17 protein-coding genes and 1 pseudogene are annotated in these 21994 nt (G+C 69.8%); 9 read left to right on the forward strand and 9 right to left on the reverse strand.

Annotated features, from left to right (window positions below; translation table 11 throughout):
• Positions 1-1179, reverse strand: a complete 1179-nt coding sequence (locus ACMXN5_RS48040; RefSeq protein WP_439681201.1) for an acyl-CoA dehydrogenase family protein — start codon at positions 1177-1179, stop codon at positions 1-3.
• An 840-nt stretch (positions 1180-2019) separates the two neighbouring features.
• On the opposite strand from ACMXN5_RS48040, the gene ACMXN5_RS48045 reads away from it, so the two are divergent.
• Positions 2020-2883 (forward strand): class I SAM-dependent methyltransferase, encoded by an 864-nt coding sequence (locus tag ACMXN5_RS48045; RefSeq protein ID WP_439681202.1) that lies wholly within the window; start codon positions 2020-2022, stop codon positions 2881-2883.
• A gap of 70 nt (positions 2884-2953) precedes the next feature.
• Here ACMXN5_RS48045 and ACMXN5_RS48050 read toward each other — a convergent pair whose 3' ends face one another.
• Both ACMXN5_RS48050 and ACMXN5_RS48055 read right to left on the reverse strand, forming a co-directional pair.
• Complete coding sequence (locus ACMXN5_RS48050) at positions 2954-3928, reverse strand: EamA family transporter (RefSeq protein ID WP_439681203.1); 975 nt, start codon at positions 3926-3928, stop codon at positions 2954-2956.
• A 379-nt stretch (positions 3929-4307) separates the two neighbouring features.
• Positions 4308-4694: a winged helix-turn-helix transcriptional regulator gene (locus ACMXN5_RS48055; RefSeq protein ID WP_439681204.1), complete on the reverse strand. Its 387-nt coding sequence runs from the start codon at positions 4692-4694 to the stop codon at positions 4308-4310.
• Between the two features lie 90 nt (positions 4695-4784).
• Between ACMXN5_RS48055 and ACMXN5_RS48060 the strand changes: the two genes are divergently transcribed.
• Positions 4785-5159, forward strand: coding sequence for an NAD(P)-binding domain-containing protein (locus tag ACMXN5_RS48060; protein WP_439681205.1), 375 nt, complete (start codon positions 4785-4787; stop codon positions 5157-5159).
• A gap of 3061 nt (positions 5160-8220) precedes the next feature.
• Here the strand turns inward: ACMXN5_RS48060 and ACMXN5_RS48065 are convergent.
• Positions 8221-8598 carry a peptidase inhibitor family I36 protein gene (locus ACMXN5_RS48065; protein WP_439681206.1) on the reverse strand — a complete coding sequence of 126 codons (378 nt, stop codon included), beginning with the start codon at positions 8596-8598 and terminating at the stop codon, positions 8221-8223.
• Positions 8599-8871: 273 nt separating this feature from the next.
• Between ACMXN5_RS48065 and ACMXN5_RS48070 the strand changes: the two genes are divergently transcribed.
• From ACMXN5_RS48070 to ACMXN5_RS48095, 6 genes and pseudogenes are all read left to right on the forward strand, one after another.
• Positions 8872-9144, forward strand: a complete 273-nt coding sequence (locus ACMXN5_RS48070) for a hypothetical protein (protein ID WP_439681207.1) — start codon at positions 8872-8874, stop codon at positions 9142-9144.
• 827 nt (positions 9145-9971) lie between these two features.
• On the forward strand, positions 9972-10442 hold the full coding sequence (locus ACMXN5_RS48075; protein ID WP_439681208.1) for a nuclear transport factor 2 family protein: 471 nt from the start codon (positions 9972-9974) through the stop codon (positions 10440-10442).
• Between the two features lie 26 nt (positions 10443-10468).
• Positions 10469-11017, forward strand: a complete 549-nt coding sequence (locus ACMXN5_RS48080) for a TetR/AcrR family transcriptional regulator (protein WP_439681209.1) — start codon at positions 10469-10471, stop codon at positions 11015-11017.
• 468 nt (positions 11018-11485) lie between these two features.
• Complete coding sequence (locus tag ACMXN5_RS48085; RefSeq protein WP_439681210.1) at positions 11486-12223, forward strand: protein-L-isoaspartate O-methyltransferase family protein; 738 nt, start codon at positions 11486-11488, stop codon at positions 12221-12223.
• A 211-nt stretch (positions 12224-12434) separates the two neighbouring features.
• A complete protein-coding gene (locus ACMXN5_RS48090; RefSeq protein ID WP_439681211.1) occupies positions 12435-12929 on the forward strand; it encodes an N-acetyltransferase in 495 nt (164 codons plus the stop codon).
• A 226-nt stretch (positions 12930-13155) separates the two neighbouring features.
• Positions 13156-13487: pseudogene (locus ACMXN5_RS48095) on the forward strand (Mu transposase domain-containing protein); the annotation flags it as partial.
• A gap of 117 nt (positions 13488-13604) precedes the next feature.
• On the opposite strand, the gene ACMXN5_RS48100 reads toward ACMXN5_RS48095, so the two are convergent.
• The 3 genes from ACMXN5_RS48100 to ACMXN5_RS48110 all read right to left on the reverse strand — a co-directional run bounded on the left by ACMXN5_RS48100 (position 13605) and on the right by ACMXN5_RS48110 (position 19027).
• Positions 13605-14993, reverse strand: a complete 1389-nt coding sequence (locus tag ACMXN5_RS48100) for an NAD(P)/FAD-dependent oxidoreductase (RefSeq protein WP_439681212.1) — start codon at positions 14991-14993, stop codon at positions 13605-13607.
• 247 nt (positions 14994-15240) lie between these two features.
• A complete protein-coding gene (locus ACMXN5_RS48105; protein ID WP_439681213.1) occupies positions 15241-16221 on the reverse strand; it encodes a spirocyclase AveC family protein in 981 nt (326 codons plus the stop codon).
• A gap of 292 nt (positions 16222-16513) precedes the next feature.
• Positions 16514-19027, reverse strand: coding sequence for a beta-ketoacyl synthase N-terminal-like domain-containing protein (locus ACMXN5_RS48110; RefSeq protein ID WP_439681214.1), 2514 nt, complete (start codon positions 19025-19027; stop codon positions 16514-16516).
• Between the two features lie 743 nt (positions 19028-19770).
• On the opposite strand from ACMXN5_RS48110, the gene ACMXN5_RS48115 reads away from it, so the two are divergent.
• Positions 19771-19983, forward strand: coding sequence for a hypothetical protein (locus ACMXN5_RS48115; RefSeq protein WP_439681215.1), 213 nt, complete (start codon positions 19771-19773; stop codon positions 19981-19983).
• A gap of 343 nt (positions 19984-20326) precedes the next feature.
• Here the strand turns inward: ACMXN5_RS48115 and ACMXN5_RS48120 are convergent, their stop codons facing one another.
• Together ACMXN5_RS48120 and ACMXN5_RS48125 are read right to left on the reverse strand one after the other, a co-directional pair.
• Positions 20327-21124: a hypothetical protein gene (locus tag ACMXN5_RS48120; protein ID WP_439681216.1), complete on the reverse strand. Its 798-nt coding sequence runs from the start codon at positions 21122-21124 to the stop codon at positions 20327-20329.
• A gap of 290 nt (positions 21125-21414) precedes the next feature.
• Positions 21415-21822, reverse strand: a complete 408-nt coding sequence (locus tag ACMXN5_RS48125; protein ID WP_439681217.1) for a hypothetical protein — start codon at positions 21820-21822, stop codon at positions 21415-21417.
• Between the last annotated feature and the right edge of the window lie 172 nt (positions 21823-21994).

Below are 21994 nucleotides of genomic sequence, written 5' to 3' on the forward strand. Positions count from 1 at the left end.
TCAGACCTCTTCCGTTGCCCAGGGGTCGTCGCCGTCCAGCAGGTCGCCGGCGACGGTGTCCAGGAGTACCTCCGAGGTGCCGGCGGCCAGGGAGAGCCCGGGGGCTTCGCGGACGGCGACTGCCAGATCCGGGAACAGCGGGTGGGCGGTGCCGTCGGCGGGGGATGGGCCCAGCACTTCCCAGGCCAACGCGGCGACCCGTTGGGCCAGTTCGCTCGCCCACCACTTGGCTGCCGCGGCCGTCGCGGCCCCCGGGCGGCGCTCCGCCACGTCCTGCACCGCTCGCCAGGCCAGCAATCGACAGGCTTCCACCTCTGCGTCCAGGCGTGGCAGGCCCTGCCGCACCCGGACGTCGGGGAGGCCCGGGTCGGTTTCCAGACAGGCGATCAGGCGGTCGAGCCAGCGCCGGGCCCGGCCGGCGAAGCAGATGCCGGTGCGTTCCAGGCCCAGCGCCTGGGCCAGGAGGGGCCAGCCCTGGCCGGGGCGGCCCACCAACGATTCATGCGGCACCTCGACATTGTCGAGGCGGACGTCGAAGAAGCGCTCGGGGTTGACCGTGGGCACCGGAGCGACCCGCACGCCCGGACGGTGCAGGGGGACGACGAACAGGCTGATGTCCGCGTACTTGTTGCCGCTGTCGCCGGGAGTGCGGGCGGCGCAGATCGCGTGGTCGGCCTCGGCGGTACGGGCGTTCCACGCCTTGACGCCGTTCAGATGCCACCCCCGCGCAGTCGGCTCCGCCCGGGTGGACAGGCCGCCGAGGTCGCTGCCGACGTCCGGTTCCGTGTACAGGACGGCGAACACGCTCTCCCCTCGGGCCATCGCGGGCAGGTACCGGGCGCGTTGGGCGGGCGTACCGGCGGCGAGGATCGTGGCCCCCGCGTTGTCGATGGTGTTCACCCGCGCGCTGTCCGGGATTCCGTGCAGGGCGAGTTCCTCCGCGACCACCGCCGCCGCGTACGCGTCCGCGCCCAGCCCGCCGTACGCGCGGGGCCAGTGGGGCGCGAGCAGGCCTTCGGCGCCGAGCGCGCGGTAGGTCGCGTCGGTGTGCGCGAGACCTGCCGTGTCGTGGGCCTCCGCCCACACGCGTTCTCGCTCCGCACGCAATGCGGGCCGGTCGAGTATTCGGCGCGCACGAACTCGTATGTCGACGTGATCCACGATCATGGCGGCATGCATGGGCTCTCCTCCATGGGTCCCGACGAAACGGTCCGAAGGCGATTCCTCTGGTACCCGAAGCATCGCGAATAAAGCCTGCACCGCTCCTCGATCGAAGAAATGATTCGGATGATCGAATTCCGATTCCGACTTCACCCTCGGTGATCGGTGATGCGGGTGTCCAAAGCCGCTCCGAGAATGCTGCGAGAGTTCGATCGCAGCGACGAGAGCGGTCCTCGATGGAGATCGAATCACAATGCTGCCCGCGATCCGAATGAACAAACAGACATGGCCTCGACTTCTTTTTCGAAAGGAAAGATGCACCCGTCAAATCATGATCAATTCTCTGTTCGCGCAGCTCAGAGACTGTTTTTGCGACCCGCGAAGAGCTGCGACGGGTCTGTTGACAACCTCGGGCGGAGCTTCATATTTTGAAATGGCGAGGCCCGAAAGCCTTCTTTCCGATCACGGATGACCCGAACTCGAAGATCGGCCGCAGCACCACGCCGACCCCGGGCATCGGGTCGCCCCGCGCACGACCGCGATTCACGTTCCAACCGATCGCACGGGGTTGATCGGAGCGCACGGGAGCAACAGCTCGCCGCCCGGTGATCCAGATCCGCGAGACCGTGCGGGCTCCTGCGGATTCATGCGACGACACATCGACTCGACTTACCCGGTGCACCGCCCGGGAACGGGCTCGGCCCGATGCCCGATGCCCAATGCCGGATGCCCGGAGTTCCGGGCACGGCAGTGCCCAGTCGCATGTGCGCCTGTCCCGCAGCCACCCGCATCGGCCGAGTGGAATACCGCGTCGCCTTCACCCACGACCGCCGCACCCGAGAACCCGAGGGAGAAAACGTGACCACCCCTGAATCGACGCCCGCCCACCACACGAACGACGACGAACGCGACCTGGCGGCCGTCCAGAAGGAGACCGTCAGGTCCGTGTACCTGCGGGTCGCCGAGGAGTACGACGAGCGCATTCCCGGCAACGGTCCCTCCGACGACCTGTTCACCCAAGCCGAACGGGACTTCCTGCTCGGCAAGATCCGGCCCGGCGAGCGGGTGCTCGACATGGGCTGCGGTACCGGACGCTTCACGGTGCCGATGGCCGAACGCGGCGCACGACTGAGCGGCCTGGACATCTCACGGTCGATGCTCGACGTGGCCGAACGCAAGCTGAGTGAAAGGGGATTGGCGGCCGATCTGCGTGAGGGCGACATGGCGGCGATTCCGTTCCCGGACGCCTCCTTCGACACCGTCACCAGCATGCTTGCGCTCATGCACATCCCGATCGCGGACCGACCGGCCGTCTTCGCGGAGGTCCGACGCGTACTGCGTCCCGGAGGCCGGATGCTGCTCGGCGTGAAGAACTCCGTTTTCGAGCGCATGTTCACCGGCGACCGATTCGCCTCGGTGGACGTCACCGACGTGGCCAACAAACAATTGTTGTTCACCAATACGCGCAGTGGCGACGAGTACGTCGCCCCGTGGTTCAGCTTCAGCCCGCACGAACTCACCGTCCTGTTCGCCACCGTCGGCATGACGGTGACGCAGCTGCGCGGCAACTCGCCGATCGCCGTCTGGCTGGCCGACGAGGTACTCGCGGACAAGACGGTCGCCGGCTTCGTCGCCGGGATGGAACGTTTCCTGGCCGACGCGGCGCCGTTCAACACGCTCGGCTACCACCTGCTGGTGGAGGCGATCAAACCGGCGATCTGACACAGTTCGCCCCCTGGGCGGGGCGGCCCGCGGTCTCGGGGCGCCCTTCGGCGCGATATGCCGAAGGGCGCTACGCCCGGTCGGCGTCCGCCTTCGTCCCCGGGGCGATGTCGGACCCCTCCCGCGTTCGCGCCTCCGTCCGCCGCTCGCCGACGAGCACGCCCATCACACCCACGATGATCACCACCGCACCGACGACGATCCCCACCGTGATCGACTCGTCGAGCACCAGCCACCCCAGAAACAGCGCCACGGCCGGATTGACGTACGTGTACGTCGTGGCGATCGAGGTCCGGGTGCGCGAGATCAGCCACACGAAGGACACGTACGCCAGGATCGATCCCGGTCCGATCAGGTACAGCAGCGCCGCCACGCTGCGCCCCGACCAGGCGCCGAGGTCCGGACGTTCCCCGACCGCCAGGCCCACCACGAACAGGACCGGACCGGCGACGAGCATCTGTACGGCCGAGCCCAGGATCGGATCCTCGGCCACCGACAACCGGGGGGCGTAGTAGGAACCGACTGCCTCACAGAACGCGGCCACCAGCAGGAACACGACACCCCACACGGCCGCGTCGCCGGAGGCGTGACCGAGCAGGCTCAGCATGGCCACACCCCCCAGGCCGCAGATCACCCCGCACCAGGTGAGCCATCCGATGGTCTCGCGATGCGCGGCACGCAGCAGCACGACCCACGCCGGGACCGCCGCCGCAAGCAGGGCGGCCAAGCCGGAGGGCACCGAATGCTCCCCGAGCGTGAGCAGCCCCAGCCCACCACCGATGACCAGCAGTCCGACGACCGCGGTACCGGCGAGATCTCGACGGTCCAGGCGCGGCATCCCTCTGCGGTGAACGGCGCACCAGCCGTACAACAGCGCGCCCGCGACGAAGAAGCGCAGGCCTGCGCCCAGCAGTGGCGGAATCGTCTCGACCATGATGCGGATCGCCAAGTAGGTGGACCCGAAGACCACGTAGACCACGGCGAGGTTGGCGGTGACGGCACGGCCCGAGGGTGGATCCGAGGCGTGATCGGTCAGGGCACTCATCTCCTCCGGTTTCCCGGGATCGGCCGACCGATGCTCCGCCGAACGGCGCGAAGGCGATCCACCGCCACCGATCCCGGCACCCCCGAGACGGGCTCCATCCGCCCGGTACACGGGCCCGGTTGCGGTGGATCGACCGCCGTCGGCGGACACGGCTGTTCACCGAAGCGCGGGGGAACGGATTCCCGCAGCGATCCTGCGGGACGCGACGCACTGGGACGAACCGGTCGAGCCGTTCCTCCGTGCGCGGGTCCGGTTCGCAGTCCGCGAGGGTCCTTTTCGTGATGCGCTACGAGCCGTAGGGGATCGCCGCCGTGGATTCACGGCGCCTCGACGAAACCGTTCGGCAGCCGGACCCAAGCCCGCCATCCACTCTCGCGGGTCACGGTGCCGCCGACACTTCCTCCCGCACTTCATCCGAGAGTTCACCCGACAATTCACCGAGGTTCTCGGCGGCCCACCGCGCAAGGTGGGCCGGCGGCCCGGCCGCGAAGGACGCCCCCAGCGGCGTCAGTTCGTACAGCGCCGCCGCGTCGCGTCGCGAGCCGACCGACGTCCGCGCCACCAGGCCCCGTGACGCCGGACGCCGCAGGGACTCGGTCAGCACCTTGTCGCTCACTCCGGCGATGCGCTCCAACAGGACGCTGCGCCGGGTCGGTCCCATCCGCAGCGCGGACACCACCACAGGGCCCCACGTGTGGTTGACGAGTTCGACCGCGGCCCGTACACGGCAGTCCGCGACGAAGGTCTCACAACCGTCCTGGTTCATGAACCCATCCTACGATCGCGTCCCTACCAATCGGTAGGAGCCGGTTTCCCAGCGTTCTCGTCAACACCCCTCGCAACGAAGGAGATCCACGTGAAGATCGGCATCCTGGGAACCGGTAACCTCGCGGTCGGCCTCGGCCAGGCGTGGGCGGGCGCCGGGCATACGATCCTGGTCACGGGCCGCAGCACCGCCCGTGCGACGTTTGCCGCCGAACGGATCGGCGCGACCGCCACGCCGATGGGGCCCGGCCCCTGGGCCGAACAGGCCGAGGCCCTCGACCGAACCGCGTCCCTGATCCGGGACCTCGGCGCGAACACCGCCGTGCTGGGCGGACTCGCCACCGCCCGACAGGCCGAGGAAGCCGCCGGCTTCGTGATGCGAGTCGTCGCTGCGGGCGCGAACCCGCGCCTGGCCGTCCCGGACGTGGACCCCGAAGTCCTCCGCGCGGCAACAGCCGCCCGGTGAAGCCGCCATACCACCACAGCTCCCGTGTCCGGCTGCGGAAGACCTCCGGGAACTGCCCCCGCCCGTCCCTGTCCCGGCACGGCACGGCACGGCGATGATCACCATAGGACGTTCAGGCCGCGGGTACCGCGGAAGCAGGCGAGAAGAGGGAGTTCACCCATGCCCATAGGCCGACGGCTGTTCCTTGGCGCCTTCACGGCAGGCGCCGTCACCCTCGCGGTCGATGGCGAGGCGGCAGCGGCGGACGCATACACCGAGTACACCTCGCCCGCACGGTTCCGGTCCACGTCGACGACCGCACACACCCTCACCGCCGTCATGGCCGCCACCTCCCCGTGCCCGGCCAGAGCGTCGACGAACCACCGCGCGCCGTACGCTCCCGTCGCCCAGGCCGGCGGACCGACCACGGCCACGACCGCGGCGACCTGGAGCCGGACGAGTCACCGCACCTGGCGTGGGGTCGCGCCCGCAGCGCGCAGCAGGACGAGTTCGCGCTGCTGCCGGCGGGCGGCGTAGCCGAGGGTGGTGGCGACCACGAACACCGCCGCGACGACGGCGATTTCGCCGAACGCGCCGCCGGGGAGCGCGAGTCCGCCCGGCCGTCGGGGGCCGGGGGTGCCGGGGTCGCGACGAGTGTCCCGAACAGCGTCACGGACGCGATGGCGAGGAAACGGAGGCGGCGACCCCGGCGAACGTCATGGGACGGGCCCGCATCCCGGCGTACGCGAGGCCCGGCATCGCTGTGGTTCTCATGTCTCCAGCGTGGCCGCCCGACCGGCCCCCGGCCGAGGGCGCAGCCCCCCGTATCGGGGTTCGGGAAACCACACCCTCGACACGGCCGAAGCACCCAGGGAACCGAGACGTGGTGTGCCACGGCCGCAGGTGGTCCTGTTCCAGTCGTCTGCAGGACGTAGACGCGTTCGCTGCGTACCACGATCAGCCGACACACCGGATGGTCGCGCGTCGGAAGAGGCGGCCGGACGACGTCCGGAAGTCCCTCTCCATGCCGCGGAAGCGGCGCCTTGAGTGGGACGGACGGCTCACCGTTCCACCCACGGCACCGCGTCTCCCACCTGCGGCCTCACTGTCATCCAGCCCTCGGCTTCCGCTGGCCGTAGGCCGCTCGACCGCAGCCCCTCGATTTCGATTTGGCCGATTGGAGCCCTCTGGCCCCTCACGCGATCAGGCCCGACCCTCTCGACACTCGCCGCGATCCGCCGACACCACCCAGTCGGCCCGGTGCTGTACAGCGCAGGCACCACGTGTCACGGAGCAGCGTGCGGACAGCGGCCCGAAGCGCGCAAGAGTCAGTGATGCCAGGCGTCCAGGCCTGACCCGTACGGGCCGTTGGTCGACGGCATCTCCATGCCCACCCGGAACGCTCCACCCGAACAACAGCACACCGCCCAGCGGATGTTCGACCGTCTGATGGACGGACCCGGTGCCCACGACATCGCCTATGCCCGGCCACCGGTCGGGCCGTCGCGTTTCCGGGCACCCGCTCCGGTCGAGGGTGGGAGGGGACGAGACAGGCCGGCGAGTTCGGCCCTGTGGTCCCTGATGCGGGGCCGACGGCGGAGAGGTTGGTCGGCGACGACCGGGTCGCCCCCGATGTCGCCACCCCGATCGTGGCAGTGGCCGGGCCGCCCGTGCAGGCCGCCCGTGCCGGGCCGTCCGCCTTCGCACCCGCAACGCTCCCGCCTCCCGATCGAGGCCGCGGTCACGGGCCGGATGCGCCGCCGTCCGACGATTCCGAGGCGCCGGTGGTCAGGGTGGGCCACAGCAGTGCGACGACGCGGTCGATCGCGTTGCGCAGGACGGACGGCCATCGGCTCCGGGCCCTCCCGGTCGCGCGCCACGGCTCGTCCCGCGGCGCCTCGCGCGTTGCGAAGCGGCCCGTGATCGGGGTCGGTTCATAGCACAGGCGCGGCAGTACAGCCAGCTACTTTCGTAGTCACGTCGTGCAACCTTGGCGGGTTCCCCTGTGAGGCCGGTCGTTGCGATCGTGTAATCGTTCGTACGCACCGCGTATGAGAGCCCCGCACGGGCACTCGTCAACCCCGAAGTACTCGAGGCGCGTCCACGTCGAAGCTTCGCCGGCGCCGTCGGTGCGTCGGCCGGCCGGTCGGCGCCCGGCCGGGGGTCCGGCGGGCCGGCTTCGACATCCGTACCCGACCCTGGCTCCGCACGAGGTGACGTCAACGAACGAACCCACTACGGGAGGCATCGATGTGATTGGGGAAACTGATCCCGGGCCGTGGCACCCGAGGCGCCGGCGTCACCCTTCGGCACCACACGCGTGTTGTCGATGTACAGGCACGACGCACCGTCGTTCGGGTACTTCGGACCGACGTGCAGGCGAGGATGCGGCCGTCGGCGGCGAGCGCGTGGGCCAGGGCACCTGAAACCCCAGTGTCCGGAGAGGCGCTCGGGTCGGAGAAAGGGGTTGCTCGGGCGTGGGAGCGAACGTGCGCGCAGTATGATTTCCCACTTTGTCTCCCCGATTCGCGACGACGCCCTGGTCGGCACCGACTCGCGCCGGAACAGCCATTTGTGCCGGACCGCCTGCGGCGCCTCGAACTTGTTTCTCGAGTGTGCCATCAGGGCTGAGGGCGAGTTTGAATCAGCTGGACCGACTTGATGCGGCGCCGTGCAGACGGTGAATATTCCAGCGGCAACCCGGCGGAGTTCCCGACCCGTCGGACGGGTGGTATTCGGAAAGAAGTCGGTACATCAATGGTCGTTGGGATCTCGTAAAAAGAAAAAGTGTCATCGCTTCCTTCTTTCCCTTATGCGTGCGTACCCAGGGAAAGGAATTGGTGATGACGCTTTTCTTGGCGTTGCGCCGATTTCTTCCGCCGCGGAGCACTCCACTCGGCCGGGGCTGATTATCCACGACTCGTCGGGGACGATAAACACGTTCGACGGTCGGAGGGCCGGTGCGGCTTCACATGTGGCGGATCGTGTGGATGCGTTCCCGGGCGGCCATGGCACGATGGTGCCCTGTCCGCTCGTGCGAGCAGGCAGGGCACCACCCTTTCGGGGTCTCGGCAGGGGCAGGTCAGCAACCGCCACGCGAGATGGAGCTGATGACGTCGTTGAACTGCCACTCGTAGGCCAGCAAGGACGAAACGACCTGGCGGGGCCCGATTTCACGCCGCGAGCCCGTGTACGAGACGTCGGAATATACGCACCATGCGTCATCCGTGTTGTTGATGATCGCGGTGGTCTTGTCGTTGAGGTCCCGGTCGTACAGTTGGCTTTGGTTCCTGGTGAAACCGGCGAAAACCGCCTGGAAATTCTCGTCTTCGTAGAGGCAGAAGCGGTTGCTGCTGCACTGTTCCGGAGACGCGGCGGCAGGGCTTGCCGACAGTCCGGCGAATGCAAGACCGGCGATCATTAAGGCGGCAGAGGCCGCCGCGGACTTCCGAATGTTCATTGCTACCCTCCGGGGTGGAGTCAACCTTGCCGAGTGCAAGGAGGAGTTCAGCATATGGGTAACCGAGTGAATGCGCTACGCGTCTGATGGCCTTTTCTGGTTCTGTCGCGATTTCCGTGAAATCCGGAATGTTGATCTTGCCGGTTCACGATCATGCGGTGTTTCCATATTCGAGTCGACCGTCATTCTTGGCCCTCGCGGTACGCTTGCCGGATCCGGCCCCGCCCGCCGTGGCAGATCGCGCGGGCCAGGTGTGGTGGCGCGATTCCTGCGGTGGCCGCGAGGTTGAAGCCGACACAGTTGTGGTCCGCAGCCCGGGTGGGGTTCACCGTGCCCGACGCGTTGCTCACGTGCGACCCGGACGCGGCCCGCGCGTTCGTCGCCGAGCAGTGTGATCGTGTCGCGGTCAAGGCCCGGACCCAGCGGCACACCACGTTCATCCCCACCACCCGCCCGCGCCCGGGCGACGACCCGGCGGCCGTCGCCGTGACCGTGCACTACCTCCACAGGCCCTGGTCGAGGATCGCGCCCTCGACGCGCGGGTGACCGTGGTCGGCGATCGGACCGCCGAGCTCCCGGTGCGCGGAGTCCAACAGCTCGGCGAAGTCCTTCTCGCGGACGCCCTTCGGGTCGCCCTTGCGGCCGCGGTGCAGCCGGATCCGGAACATCGGCCGGGTGCGCCGGCCGGGCGCGCAACACACCAGGCCGGTGCGCGAGATGCGCCCCGAGCCCTTCCCGCCGACGGGGACGACGGGCGGGTGGCCCCGCCGGGACCAGGTCCGTGCCTTCGATGGACGCAGAGTCTGTGAGCGTGACGGTGGCAGGGGGCATCCGGCGCTCCCGCCGGGACTGTTCTGGTGGTTCGAGGCGGGGCTCGCCGCGCCTGGAGGTCTCGGTGTCGGGTCGGCGCGTTGGGTGCGGCGATGGGGCTGCGGAGCGGGCCCGGTGGTGGTCTCGTGTTGTCGTCCGGCGGGTTTCTCATCGGACGGTCCATGGGGCGCGTGGGTGCGAAGTCGGGATCTGTCTTCGTCCGTAGGGGAGTCGGTGATCTCGTCTCGGCCGGGTGGGCGGGACGACACCCAGGGATCGGCCGGCCGCATGGTGAGAATGCCCTGCCCGACGGACCGGAACGCACTGTGAATGGTCGGTGTCGTGGCAGTGGTCGGTCGTCGGCGACGGGAGTCGACGGAGGGCCTGTAGCGGTGGTTCGGATTCCCGCGTCGCCGGCCGACATGAGGCGACCAGTCGGCTGCCGCAGGGTGATGAACGACGCGTGAAACCGGTGCGGGCGGGCTGACCATTCACCACACCAACCACCCACACCGATCGCGGACGTAGTAGGTTATCGGTCGACCACTAATATAGGAGCGAGCATGACACGCACGGAAGACGACGCCCGCCGCGCCGCTGCCCAGCACGCCCTGGCCGAGCACCTGCGCCTCACCGCCGCGGGAGACACCGAGGAGTGGGTGAAGCTGTTCGCCCCGGACGCGGTACTCGAGTTCCCGTACGCCCCGGACGGCGTGCCGAAGCAGATCATCGGGCGAGACGCCCTGCTCGCCCACATGCGCGGCTTCCCCGAGACCTTCGACATCAGGTTCGTCGATCTTGTGTTCCACGACACGGTCGATCCGAGCCTCGTGGTCGCGGAATTCCGCTCGACGGGCACGGCGCTGCCGACCGGCAAGCCGTACGAGCAGACCTGCATCTCGGTCGTCCGCACCGACGACGACGCACGCATCACCCACTACCTGGACTACTGGAACCCCCTGGTCGCGATCGAGGCCCTCACACCCTCCGAGGTGCCGGCCGCCTCCGACCGCAGCGTCACGTTTGGCGCCTGACCCCAAGCCATGTTGGACTGACGCCCATGCCTGCCGCCGGTACCAGCACCAAGAGCGACGAACGACGCCGGACCATCATGGCCGCCGCGGTCGACTGCTTCGCGCAAAAGGGGTTCTACGGGACGACGACGCACGAGATCGCCGAGTGGGCCGGCGTCTCCCAGCCGTACCTGTATCGCCTGTACCCCAACAAGGAAGCGCTGTTCGCGGCGGTGGTCGACCACGTGTCGGTCGTCATGACCGACACGCTGGTCGCCCACGCCCCGGCATCAGGTGGGGCCGGGCCGGAGCCGGAGGAGGCGCTGGGCGCCGCGCGCGGCGCCTACGCCGCGCTCGTCGCGGACCGGAGCATCCTGCGTTTCCTCATGCACGCGAACTGCGCCACCGGCGAGCCGCTCGTGGGGCAGGCCGTACGCCGGTGCTACGCCAAGCAGGTCGCCACCGTCCAGCAGCTCCTGGGCGACGACGACGCCGTGCGGCACTGGTTCGGCGCCGGAATGCTCGACAACGTAGTCGCCGTGCTGGGCCTGGCCGACATCGACGAGCCGTGGGCGCACGTCCTCACCGCACGATGACCCGACACCGGCGGTTCGCCGACGACGGCCCCGGGTTCCGCGTGCCGGACGCCGGCCGGAGTCACGGCGCGTACCGGTGGGTCGGGTGGGTCGGGTAGTCCGCGTCACCGCCCCGGTGGAGGCGCCGTCTGGCAGCCGCAGCGCCTCAGCGGTCGGGACGACAACGAGGACCGGGCGCACGTGCCCGCTGCTCGTCGTCGTACCGGGCGGGTGGGTCGCCGGGGCCGTGTCGGCGTACCGCGCTTGAACGTCGCTCGGGTCTGCGCGCCGCCGGAAGGGCAGCGGTGGAACCGGCCTCGATCGCGGACCTGTTGGTGTCGATGGACCGCATGCCGCCGGGCTGGGAGCGGGCGTTCCGTACCGTCGACCGCGCGCTGTTCACCCCGGACCGGGTGTCGCCGTTCACCTACGCCGGCCAACGGCCGCCACACCGGGCCCACCCCGGGGCCGGTGGCGTCGTCGGCATCGATGCCCTCCGCCGTCGCCGACATGCTCCTGGACCTCGACATCCACGGCGGCGAACGCGTCCTCGACAGCGGCACCGGAACCGGCTGGACCGCCGCCCTCCTGGCTGCCCGCGGCTGCACGGTGACCACCGTCGAGGTCGACGAGCACCTCGCCGACCAGGCCCGCAAGAACCTCACCCGCGCCGGATACCCGAACGTCACCGTGATCACCGGCGACGGCACCCACGGCCACCCCACCGGCGCCGCCTACGACCGCATCCACGTCACCGCCGGAGTCCGCCACATCCCCGCGACCTGGCTCGAACAAGCCGCCCCCGAAGCAATTTTCCTCCTGCCCTGGGGCACCGACTGCGGCCCCCACGACGCGGCCCTGCGCCTGGTCGTGGAGTCGTCGACGCGGGCGAGTGGTCCGTTCACGATGGCGCTGTGGTTCATGAAGCTGCGCGCGCAACGTGCCGCGCCGCCGACGATCGACCTTCCCGAGGGGTGGCCCGGCGTGGCGAGTGCCGGCGGCACGGTTGCCTCGGTGGCCGCGGCGGGCTTTGCCGATGGTCGTCGTCCGAACGTCCTTCAGGCGGGGCCGCGTTCGTTGTGGAGCGAGGTCGAGGCGGCCCGGCGGTGGTGGGACCGGGCGGGTCGCCCGGAGGTATTCGACTTCGGCTTGACCGTGACCACCGGCGGGAGAGGTCCACCAGGTCCCTGGTACGCGAGCCCGGAGCGCGAGAACCCCGGCATATGAGGAATGTTTCCCGCGGGCCATGCGGTGAGGAATCACGCGCTGGGTGAAGCCGTCCGGGCGGTGGTGCCTTGTGGATCGCCGGCTGTTGTGCCGGCGGGGAGGTTGCCGCGCTGCAACCCGTAGTTCCGGCCGGTTTGCCTGCCCGATTTTTCTGAGCCCGGGATGTAACCGGGTGCGGGGCGGCGGCCCGCCGGCTGCTAGCCTCCGGCCCATGACCTGGCTGCCTGCCGACTTCGTCCATCCGGTCCGCGTGGCGCTGCCCGGCCACCACCACCTGCGCCCGATCAGCGGCGCCGACACCGAGCTCGACTACCCGGCCGTGATGGGCTCGCGGGAACGCCTGTGGTCCATCTACGGCGAGGCCTGGGGTTGGCCGGTGGCCACGATGACGTTCGAGCAGGACCGGGAGGACCTGATCCGGCACGCGGACGAGATCGCGGCCCACAAGTCGTTCAACTACGCGCTGTTCGACGACGCGGGCACGGCCCTGCTCGGCTGCGTCTACATCGACCCGCCGAAGAAGACCGGCGCCGACGCCGAGATCTCCTGGTGGGTGGTGGACGACCGGGCGGGCACCGAACTCGAGCAGGCACTGGACGCGCTCGTCCCGCAGTGGATCGCGCAGGCATGGCCTTTCGAACGCCCGCGGTACGTCGGACGCGACCTCTCCTGGCAGGAGTGGCTGGCCCTTCCCGATCTCGCCTGACCCGGCAGCCCCGGACGCCGCAGAAGCCACCGCGGGCCCGCGCAGCCGACTCCTGGGCCTCCAGCAGGTCGGTGGGTCCTGGTGCGGTGATGCCGGACCGGTGTCGATGGACATCCTGCGGCATCGGACCTCACGGGCGGTTACCGGGCCGCAGCCGCACTGGCGGGCTGTGACCACCACACTGTGGCCAGGCATGTGAAGTTGCGCCGGGCCGGCGGGAACCCGGTCGAGCGTCAACGTCCGCTCGCACCGCGCGACCCGTCGCCGCCCCGCGGACATGCTCGCGAGGAGCGAACCCGGCTGTGCCCGCTGCCGCAGGAGCCGTTCGCGGTCGCGTTCGGCGAGACGCGAAGGTTCTGCTGGGACTCGACGATCTCCGTTGACGGGGTGCGCTATTCGGTCCCGCACCAGCTGGGCGACTCGCGAGTCTGGGCCCGATTCCACGGCGACGAGCCGATCGTGACCGCAGTCGGGGAGCACGGGCCGGCAGAGGTCGCCCGCCATCCGCACTCGACTCCGGGCAATCCGCAGGTCCGCGACGAGCGTTACCCGCACCGGCACACCGAGAGCGAGTGAACTCCCAGGGGCCGCCGCGTCCGGGACGCGGCGGATCCAACGAAAGATGGCCGAGGTCGCAGGTTCACCACGGGCGCCGTGATCGACACCGCGTGTGTGTCAGGAGAGGCGTTTCCGGCGCCTGCCGCGGACTGCGGGTGGGTCCGGCGTGGGAGGGGGTGGCGTGTCCGCGGGCGCGAGTGCCCGGTGTCGGGTCGTCGTGGCGCTCAGGGCCACTCGGGGTGTCAGGAGCGCGACGGGGTGGCTGGTCATGGTCAGCACACCCAAAAACGCGGCTTGTGTGTGTCGGTGGCGGGTTCCGGCCGCGAGGACGTGGTCGAGGTGGCGGGCGAGGATGCGTTGGCTCGCGGTCGGGGGTGGTCCTTCGGTGGTGGGGAAGGCGAGGTCGGCGGTGGTCGCGAGGCTCCAGGGGGTGTCGTGGAGGCGGCTGAGACGACGGTGGTAGTGGCGGGCGAGGCCCGACTGGGCCCGGTGCCGGTCGAGGATGTCCGCCAGCAGGTGCGCGGTGAGGACGGCGACCGTCATGCCCTGTGCGTAGACGGGATTGAAGCAGCAGCCCGAGTCGCCGACGGCGATGAGGTTGTCCGGCAGGCCGTCGGCCCGTTCCAGGTGTCGGCGGCGGTTGGTGGTGGCATTGGTGCATCTCACGGGGGTGAGGGGTTCGGCGCCTCGGAGGGCGTGGGCGATGGTCGGAGCGGTCAGTGATCGGGCGAAGGGCAGGAAGTCTTCCTCCGTGGGAGTGGGACGCTCCGGGCCGATGCCGCTGAGGGTGACGATCCACCGGTCGTTCTCGATGGGGGCGATCACGCCGCCGCGGGGAGTATGGGGACCGATGGCCGGGATGTAACAGCTGCGCCAGTGGGTGGGTGTGTTCGGGCCGGGGATCCGGAAGATGCGGGTGGCGTAGCCGACGTGAGCGTTGACGACGCTCTCCGGTACGGGTGGGCAGCCGAGGTCTGCCAGCCATCGCGCCAGGTGGGAGCCGCGTCCGCCGGCATCCACCACGAGGTGGGCGGGGAGGGTGGTGGCAGTGCCTGTGGTGAGGTCGCGGACGTGGACCGCGCTGACGCGGCGAAAGGTGCCGATGAGGCCGTCGGCCTGGTGGCGCTGGAGCAGGTGGATGCCGTGTGATGCCAGGACGCGCTGTCGGATGGTCGCTTCGATCAGTGGGCGGCCGGCGCCGATGGCATGGAGCCCGGAATCGAAACGGGTGCCCCAGCCGTACCGGGTGGCGATGGCGAGGTCCCGGCCGATGTCGATGCGATGGCCTCCGCGGTCGCCGAGTTCGTCCGTGAGGCCGGGGAGCAGGGCGTCGATGGCGCGTATGCCTTCGGTGAAGAGGGCGTGCACATGCCTGTCCTGGGGGGTTCCCTTGCGGTTGGCCGCTGTGGTGGGGATCGCGTCCCGGTCGAGGAGGACCACTTGCGCGTAGTGGTCGGCGAGTACGTGGGCCGCGAGCAGGCCGGCGATGCCGGCACCGATGACCACGGCGCGTTCGCCGCGGGTCGTCGGGGAGCCTGCGCGGTGGTGTCGGGTCACCGGATCCCGCCCGGGGTGTCGCTCGATGGCGGGTAGGCGCCCGGCGGGGATACGTGGGACATCCATAGTCGCGTACACGGGCGCCGTCGACTCGGAAGCGTCGACGAGACGCTCGTGCGGGCACGGTCGTGGGGGTTGCGGAGGGGCCGTCGCGGGGGCGGTTTTCGGGACACGGTTTCCTCCGGGGGCGGGGACGTCAGGAGTGCCAGAGCCAGCCGGGCATGTCGGCGGGGAGGGGATCGGGGCCGGACGCGGTGGCGAAGAGCGGGAGCAGCACCCAGTACAGGCCCATGACCGCGTTCATGAAGCCCACCCCCGCCAGGACCCGCAGCCAGGCGTGTGCGGGTCGGGCGAAGAGTTCGCCGCCGCGGAAGATGTGCACGGGACGGCCGCTGCGTTCGGCACGCAGTTGCATGAACGTGGGCATGCAGGCCATGGTGACGGCGCCGACGGCGACGCTGACCAGTGGTAGTTGGTACCAGTGGCCGCCGAACAGTGCCAGGTCCCGGTTGGCGACAGGCCAGGAATAGGCCCCGAACAAGACGATCAGGGTGCCCTCGATGAGCAGATCGGCGACCAGTCCCGTGATCAGCAGGGCCGGGATCAGGCGGGCCAAGCCCCAGTGGGGCTTCCTGCGCAGGATGGGGTGCAGCAGGAACAGCTGTAACCAGGGCCAGGCGATGAGGGCGGTATACATCAAGATCTGTGCCCCGACGATGGATTCGATCTGCCGCTCGGGGTAGGGGCCGTGCCAGCCCGGGACGTACGGTGCCCAACTGGTGATGTTCAGGGCGTACCGGTTGGCGGCCGCGTACTGGCGGTCCCAGCAGCTGAGGAAGCCGAGCCAGAAGGTGAAGGTACCTCCGATGATGAGGGCCGCGTTCCAGGAGACGTTGTGTTCCCTGCGGCTCTGCCGCCAGGCGACGACGAAGCAGAAGACGACGATGAGTATCGCCACGGCCTGCTCGGCCCAGATGAGAGCCGCGCGGTACGTGGGGATGGTGAAGTCCTTCGGGGCGCTGTGGATGTTGCCGGCGGCGAGCCACCGGGTGAAGATCGCGGTTTGGACGAGCACCGCGATGATCCCGCATCCGGCCCACAAGGCGATGGGGCTGCGCCAACGTCGGGTGCGCGGTCCGGTGGTGCGCGCTGTCGCGTCGGGGCATCTGGTGGGCACGGGAACCTCCGGTTGGGATCGGTACCACCGTGTGAGCGGATGCGGTGGTGGTGTCGACGGATGGGTCGGGCGGCAGCCGGTACCGGTGGCCCTACGTTGGTGGTGAGGCCTATGCGGTCGACCGCCGAACGGATGACCACGCCGAAGCTTTCGCCTGCATTCGGGCCTTTCCTGCGAGTCCGGGGGGACCGGCGGCGAAGCCGCGTGAGCGGAATCGGCCGCGACGGTCGGCGACCGGTTGCGGCTCTCGGGGGAGTGCGTTCGGCGTCGGCGGGGGTCGCCGCCCGGTGTGTCATGTCAGTGGTCCTCCCGGGCGACGCGGAGCCCCATGGCGTCGAGGAGCGTGTCGGTGAGGGCGGCGGCGCTGGGTTTGACCCAGATGACGCCGGGTTTGAGTGGGAAGCCCAGGGCCTGTTGAAGGCGCTGCCGCAACTGGACGGCGCCGAGGGAGTCCAGGCCGAGGATGACCATGCTGGTGTGCGGGCCGATGTGGCGACTGGGTGCCGCCGAGTGGTTCGCGGACGGTCTCGGTGATGAACGACTCCAGGATTTCCCGACGTTCCGCGATGCCGTCGGCGTTCAGGAGTCGGTCGCGTACCGCGGTGGTGTCGTCGTCGCTTTCCTCGCCGGCCAGGAGGGGCGCGAGGAGGGTGGAGGAGCGCAGGGCCGGGTAGGGCGCGATCCACCGGGCGATGTCCAGCGGGGAGTAGGCCACATGTTGATGGCCGGCCCGGATGCGCTCCAGGGCGTCGATGCCGTCGGCGGGGCTGATGGTGAGGAAGCCTCGGTCCGCCAGGTGCCGTCCGCGGCCGACCTCGCTCCACGCACCCCAGTGGATGCCGGTGGCGGGTAGGCCGTGGTCGAGGCGCAGGGTCACCAGGCCGTCGAGGAAGGCGTTGGCCGCGGCGTAGGCGGACTGTCCGGGGGCGCCGATCAAGGAGGCGACGGAGGAGTAGAGGACGAAGTGGTCGAGTTCCGTCTCCGCGGTGGCCCGGTGAAGAATCCAGGCGCCCTCGGCCTTGCCGCGCCAGAATCGCGCGAGGGTTTCGTCGTCGAGGTTGGTGAGGGTGGCGTCCGCCACGACTCCGGCTGCGTGGAAGACGCCGCGCAGACGGGCTTCGGTGTCGGTGGAGGGTGCGGAACGTCCGCTGATGACGATCCGCCCCGCTCCGCTCCTTGCGAGCCATTCGACAGTGAGCAGGCCGAGGCCGCCCAATCCCCCGGTGACGAGGTGGGCCGCGCCGGGCCGGATCAGCTGTTGGGTTCTCGGAGCGGTGGTGACGCGGTCGGGGCCGGCGAGTACCTGCGTGATGTGGCGTCCGGTGGGTGACAGTGTGATCCCCGTGAGCGCTTGCCGCATGTCGAGCAGTTCGTCGACGACGCCGGTGTACGAGGCCCTGTCCGCCGTGAAGTCCACGGTGCCGGCGCGAAGTTCGGGTTGTTCGTAGGCCACGGAGCGGAGCAGGTCGCGGATGGCGGCGGCAGCCGTCGGTGCCCGGCCCGCTTCGTTCAGGATCCACAGCCGGGGCGGGGGGTCCCATGAGGTGAGCCGGCGTACGAGAGCGACGGTTCGGGAGACCAGGATGCGGGCGGCCTCGGCAGGCGTCCGGCCCGTTTGCTCATTGCCCATGGCCAGGGCGATTCCCGTGCAGGGGCCGGTGTGGCCGGGTCGGCGAGGGCAGTGGCGAGGGATGGTCGCGCGGCGCAGGGATTCCACGGCTTTGATGGCCCCCGCGATACCCGACACGGGTTCCGAGTGTCCGATGTTCGTCTTGATCGAACCCAGGGCGCACCGGCCCCTGCCGCGTCCGTAGACGGCGTTGACGGAGATGTACTCGATCGGATCGCCGACCATGGTTCCGGGACCGTGGGCCTCCACCAGCCCGACCTCGCCCGGGTCGATCCCCGCCTTGGCGACCGCCTCGCGGAACAATTGCTGCTGCATCAAAGCGGAGGGCGCGGTGAGGCGGCCGGCCCGGCCGTCGTTGTTGACCGCGCTGCCCCGAATGACGGCCAGCACCCGGTCCCCGCCGCGTCGGGCGTCGGCCAACCGTTTCAGGACGAGCACGCCCGCGCCCTCGCCCCGTACGTAGCCGTCGGCCCGCGAATCGAAGGCGAAACACCCACCGGCCTCGGACAGCAACAAGGGGGCTTCGTAGTAGTGCGTCTCGGGCGAGAGCATCAGCAGCACCGCCCCGCCCAGCGCGGTGTCGCACTCGCCCAACGTGAGTGCGCCGCACGCGCTGTCCAGGGCGACGAGACCGGAGGAGCAGTGTGTGCTGACCACCATCACCGAGCCGCGCAGATCCATCGAGAACGCCACCCGGCCCGCCGCGCCGGCGGTGAAGTTCCCGAAGAGATAGGGACTGTTGGGAGCGTCCTCGACCGGTCGGGCCTGTCGGAAGAGGTTGTCCGGCGCGTAGGTGCCCATGTACACGCCGGTGCGTGATCCACGCATCGTGTCCATCGGTACCCCGGCATGCTCGACGGCTTGCCAGGCGACCTCCATCAGCACCCGGAACTGCGGGTCCACCCAACGTTGTTCCATCGGCGCGACGGAGAACGCTCCCGGGTCCCAAGCCCACACGTCCCCCTCCAGGAAGCAGCCGTGCCCCGCTCGCGCGGCCAACTCCGGGTCGTGCAGGGCCGCCAGTTTCCCGGCATCCCACCGATTCATCGGCACCGGGCCCGTCGTCCGTCGGCCCTCGGCCGCCAGATTCCACAGCCCTGCCGCGCTCGCCACACGGCCGGGGAACCGGCAACCGATGCCGATGATCGCGATCGGTTCACGCTCTGATGCGGACATGGGGGTCCGTCCTGTCGACGATCGCGGTGCCGTGGCTCCGGCGAATGCCCGGAACGAACCGGCCGTTAAGAACCGTTGCGCTCCAGCGTTGTCGTAAGCCTCGTGCCATCCGACGAGCGCCCGGAGATGGCAGACCGGCAGGGAGCGCAGGCACGGCCACCTCCCAGGATCCGAGCGGAAGGACACTGGCTCCAGTGCGCCTCGCTCGACGTACACACGCCAGGGCGCGCGGGAGGCGCAGATGGGCGACGGGGGCACGGCGGGGAGATTTTGGGGGCGCACGCTGTTGAGCCTGGGGGTGTCCGGTTGGTGTCCGGGTGGTGGTGTGGGTGAGGTGCCACGAAGGTTCCGGACAGGGACCCAATAGGGTTGTCCTGTAAGGATGGTGCTGTTGCACAACGCGCAGTTGATCGATGGCCGCGGGGGACCTCGCGTAGCCGACGTAGTAGTGGCGATCCAGGGTGGCGCCATCGGATGGGCCGGCTCACGGGAACAGCTGCCGGCAGCGAGGGCCGCACGCGCGCTGGGTGGACTTGGGCGGTCGGTCCGTGTGCCTGGCGGGCGTTCCTGCGGCGCTGCAGCGGGGGTCGCCAATACGGCTGGCCCGTCGTTCCGCAGTTGGACACACCGTGGCAGGACACGGTCTCCGGTGAACGAACCGGGTGGCGGCAACGCGCGGCCAACCTCGAGGGCGAATCCGTGTTCGCCGTCGACTATCTGATCTGCCGCGATTGTCGCGTCGGATGGTCGAACAGCCGTACACCGACCCGTCGTATCAACGCTGCGGCCTCGCCTCCGCGGGCCTGGTCGCCCTGCGCACGGAACATCCCGGCCTGAACTGGCATACACTCGGCGGCCACTTCCGCGACTCCGAGCCCTTCTGGACTGCGGTCGGAACCGCCGTTGCCGGCGGCTACAGCCAACGCAAACCCTGCCGACACATCGCCGGACTCTGACACCCGGCCGACCCCGCGTCCGCGAAGACGTTCCCGCACGATCGCCACCACACGGCCGCAGCCGGTGGGGAACACAACAGACTGTTGCGATCCACGGTCCGACACGGGCGCGGCACACCCGACATGGGAGTTGCGATCCCCTACCAGCCCGAGGGCTGATCGCCACGGTCCCCCACTCGCCGATGGCACGCCTCGCGGAGTTGCGACCCTCGACCGATCCAAAGGCCGGTCACCACAAGGCGTGATGGGCAAACCACCGATGCGGTGTCGGCGTACAGGTGGTGAATGTGCTCAGCCGAGTACACGTGAAAGCGCTAGCGCTTCGGTTCGCTCGGGCGCGTCATCAGGGTGCCCAAGACAGTCGTACTGCCTCGATCTCGGGGTCGTTGAGCAGCGCTTCGACGAGAGCCGGGGGCCCGGCGACCTTGGTGCCCCATAGGTCGTAGTCGGTGCACAGGACCCATGAGCGGTCCTTCGCCCACAGGTTGGACGGGCTGAAGTCGGCCTCGGGGTTGTCGTAGAGAATCGCGGCATCGCCGAGGCGGCCGGCCCGCACATGGAGGTTGTCGATGTCGATGGCCGTGAGCATCAACGGGTTGTAGTAGGCCAGGCAGGGAGTGTCCGCACCCGCGAGGCTGTGCTCGGTGAGGACGGCGATCAGCCGGTCCCAGGTCTCACGGTCCAGGCTCCCCTCGGTGGGCGGGACGATACCGAGCGGCCAACTCCCCTCCTTCCTGGCCGAGGGAAAACAGCGGCGGGAGGGCAGCCGCCCGTCGGGTACGACGGGATCGCCGCTGCGCCGGGCGAGTTCCGCCCAGCGCAGCCGCCGCCAGCCGCGGCCGGGGTGCTCGGCGCGGCCCAGCCCGCCTCCCGTGGCGATACCCGCTTCGAGATCGACGCCCGCCAGGGTGGCGGGCCGGATGCTCCCGTCCGCCAGACGCGCCCGGCGGTACTCGTGGTACGACACCTCGGCCGGCCCCTGCTCGTGTTCGTACATGGCGTTGAGCACCCAGACGGCATCGGGCATCGCGGGCGGCATGAACCCGGTCACACCATCGCCGCACAGCTCCATCAACCAGTCGGTCGTATCGGACGGCGCGAGCGGCCACAGGCCTGACAGCAGGTTCGATTCCTCGGGCATGCGTTCATGATCCCAGTCGCGGCCACGGCCCCAAAGGGCCGGCACCATGTAGCCGCCCTTCCGTGTGAGCACATTCCCGTGTACCCGGCTGGGTACCGGGAGGCATACCCCGACATGCGGTGGTGGTTGCGATCCCCGGCCGACCCGAAGGTCGACCGCCACTCCTGCGGCGCGCGCGTGCTCGGCTGGGCCCGGGTGTTGCGACCCCCGGCCAGCCCCGAAGGCTGACCGCCACCCTGATCGAGCAGCGAGATCCTGCCGCAGGGAATGAGCACGGAAGTCTGCCGACATCAACTTTCACCAACGAAACGGACCTTCGGCCCCGGCGCAGCCAGCGTGTTGCTTGTGCGCTCCGGGTTCCGAAGTAGAACGCGTCGTTCCCTGCGAGGGTGGTTCGATAGGGCCTCGGCGATGCCGCCGACCGGCAACAACACCGTTCGGATCGGCAACGGACCGTATCTTTCGACGACTTGGTGCGGCGAGGGACCCGGCACGTACGCCGTTGCCAACCAGGGCACCTCGGCGTGGGCGTCCGCGTCGACCACCTGCGCCGTGTAGAGCCCGTGGATGCGTCGGGCGCCGGCCACCTCCTGAGCGAATCGGGCCCGGAATTGCGGGTCCTCGGCGTACTCGGGGCGAACGACCTTCAGCGCGACCGGTCGTCCTCCCGGCGTGTGCGCGAGGTAGACGCGTCCCATGCCGCCGGCCCCGAGGCGGGCGGCGATCCGGTACCCGCCGACGTCTTGGGGGTCGCCGGACGCGAGCGGCTGGAAGGCGGACGAGAGGGACGGCGGTATCGGGGGTTGCCGGCAGGGCGCACGGGTGGCCTCCGTAGGGGCGGGCGGGAAACGGGCGGGGGCGGCGGTCGAG

This window comes from Embleya australiensis (assembly GCF_051903075.1).
In the GTDB taxonomy this organism is placed as follows: domain Bacteria; phylum Actinomycetota; class Actinomycetes; order Streptomycetales; family Streptomycetaceae; genus Embleya.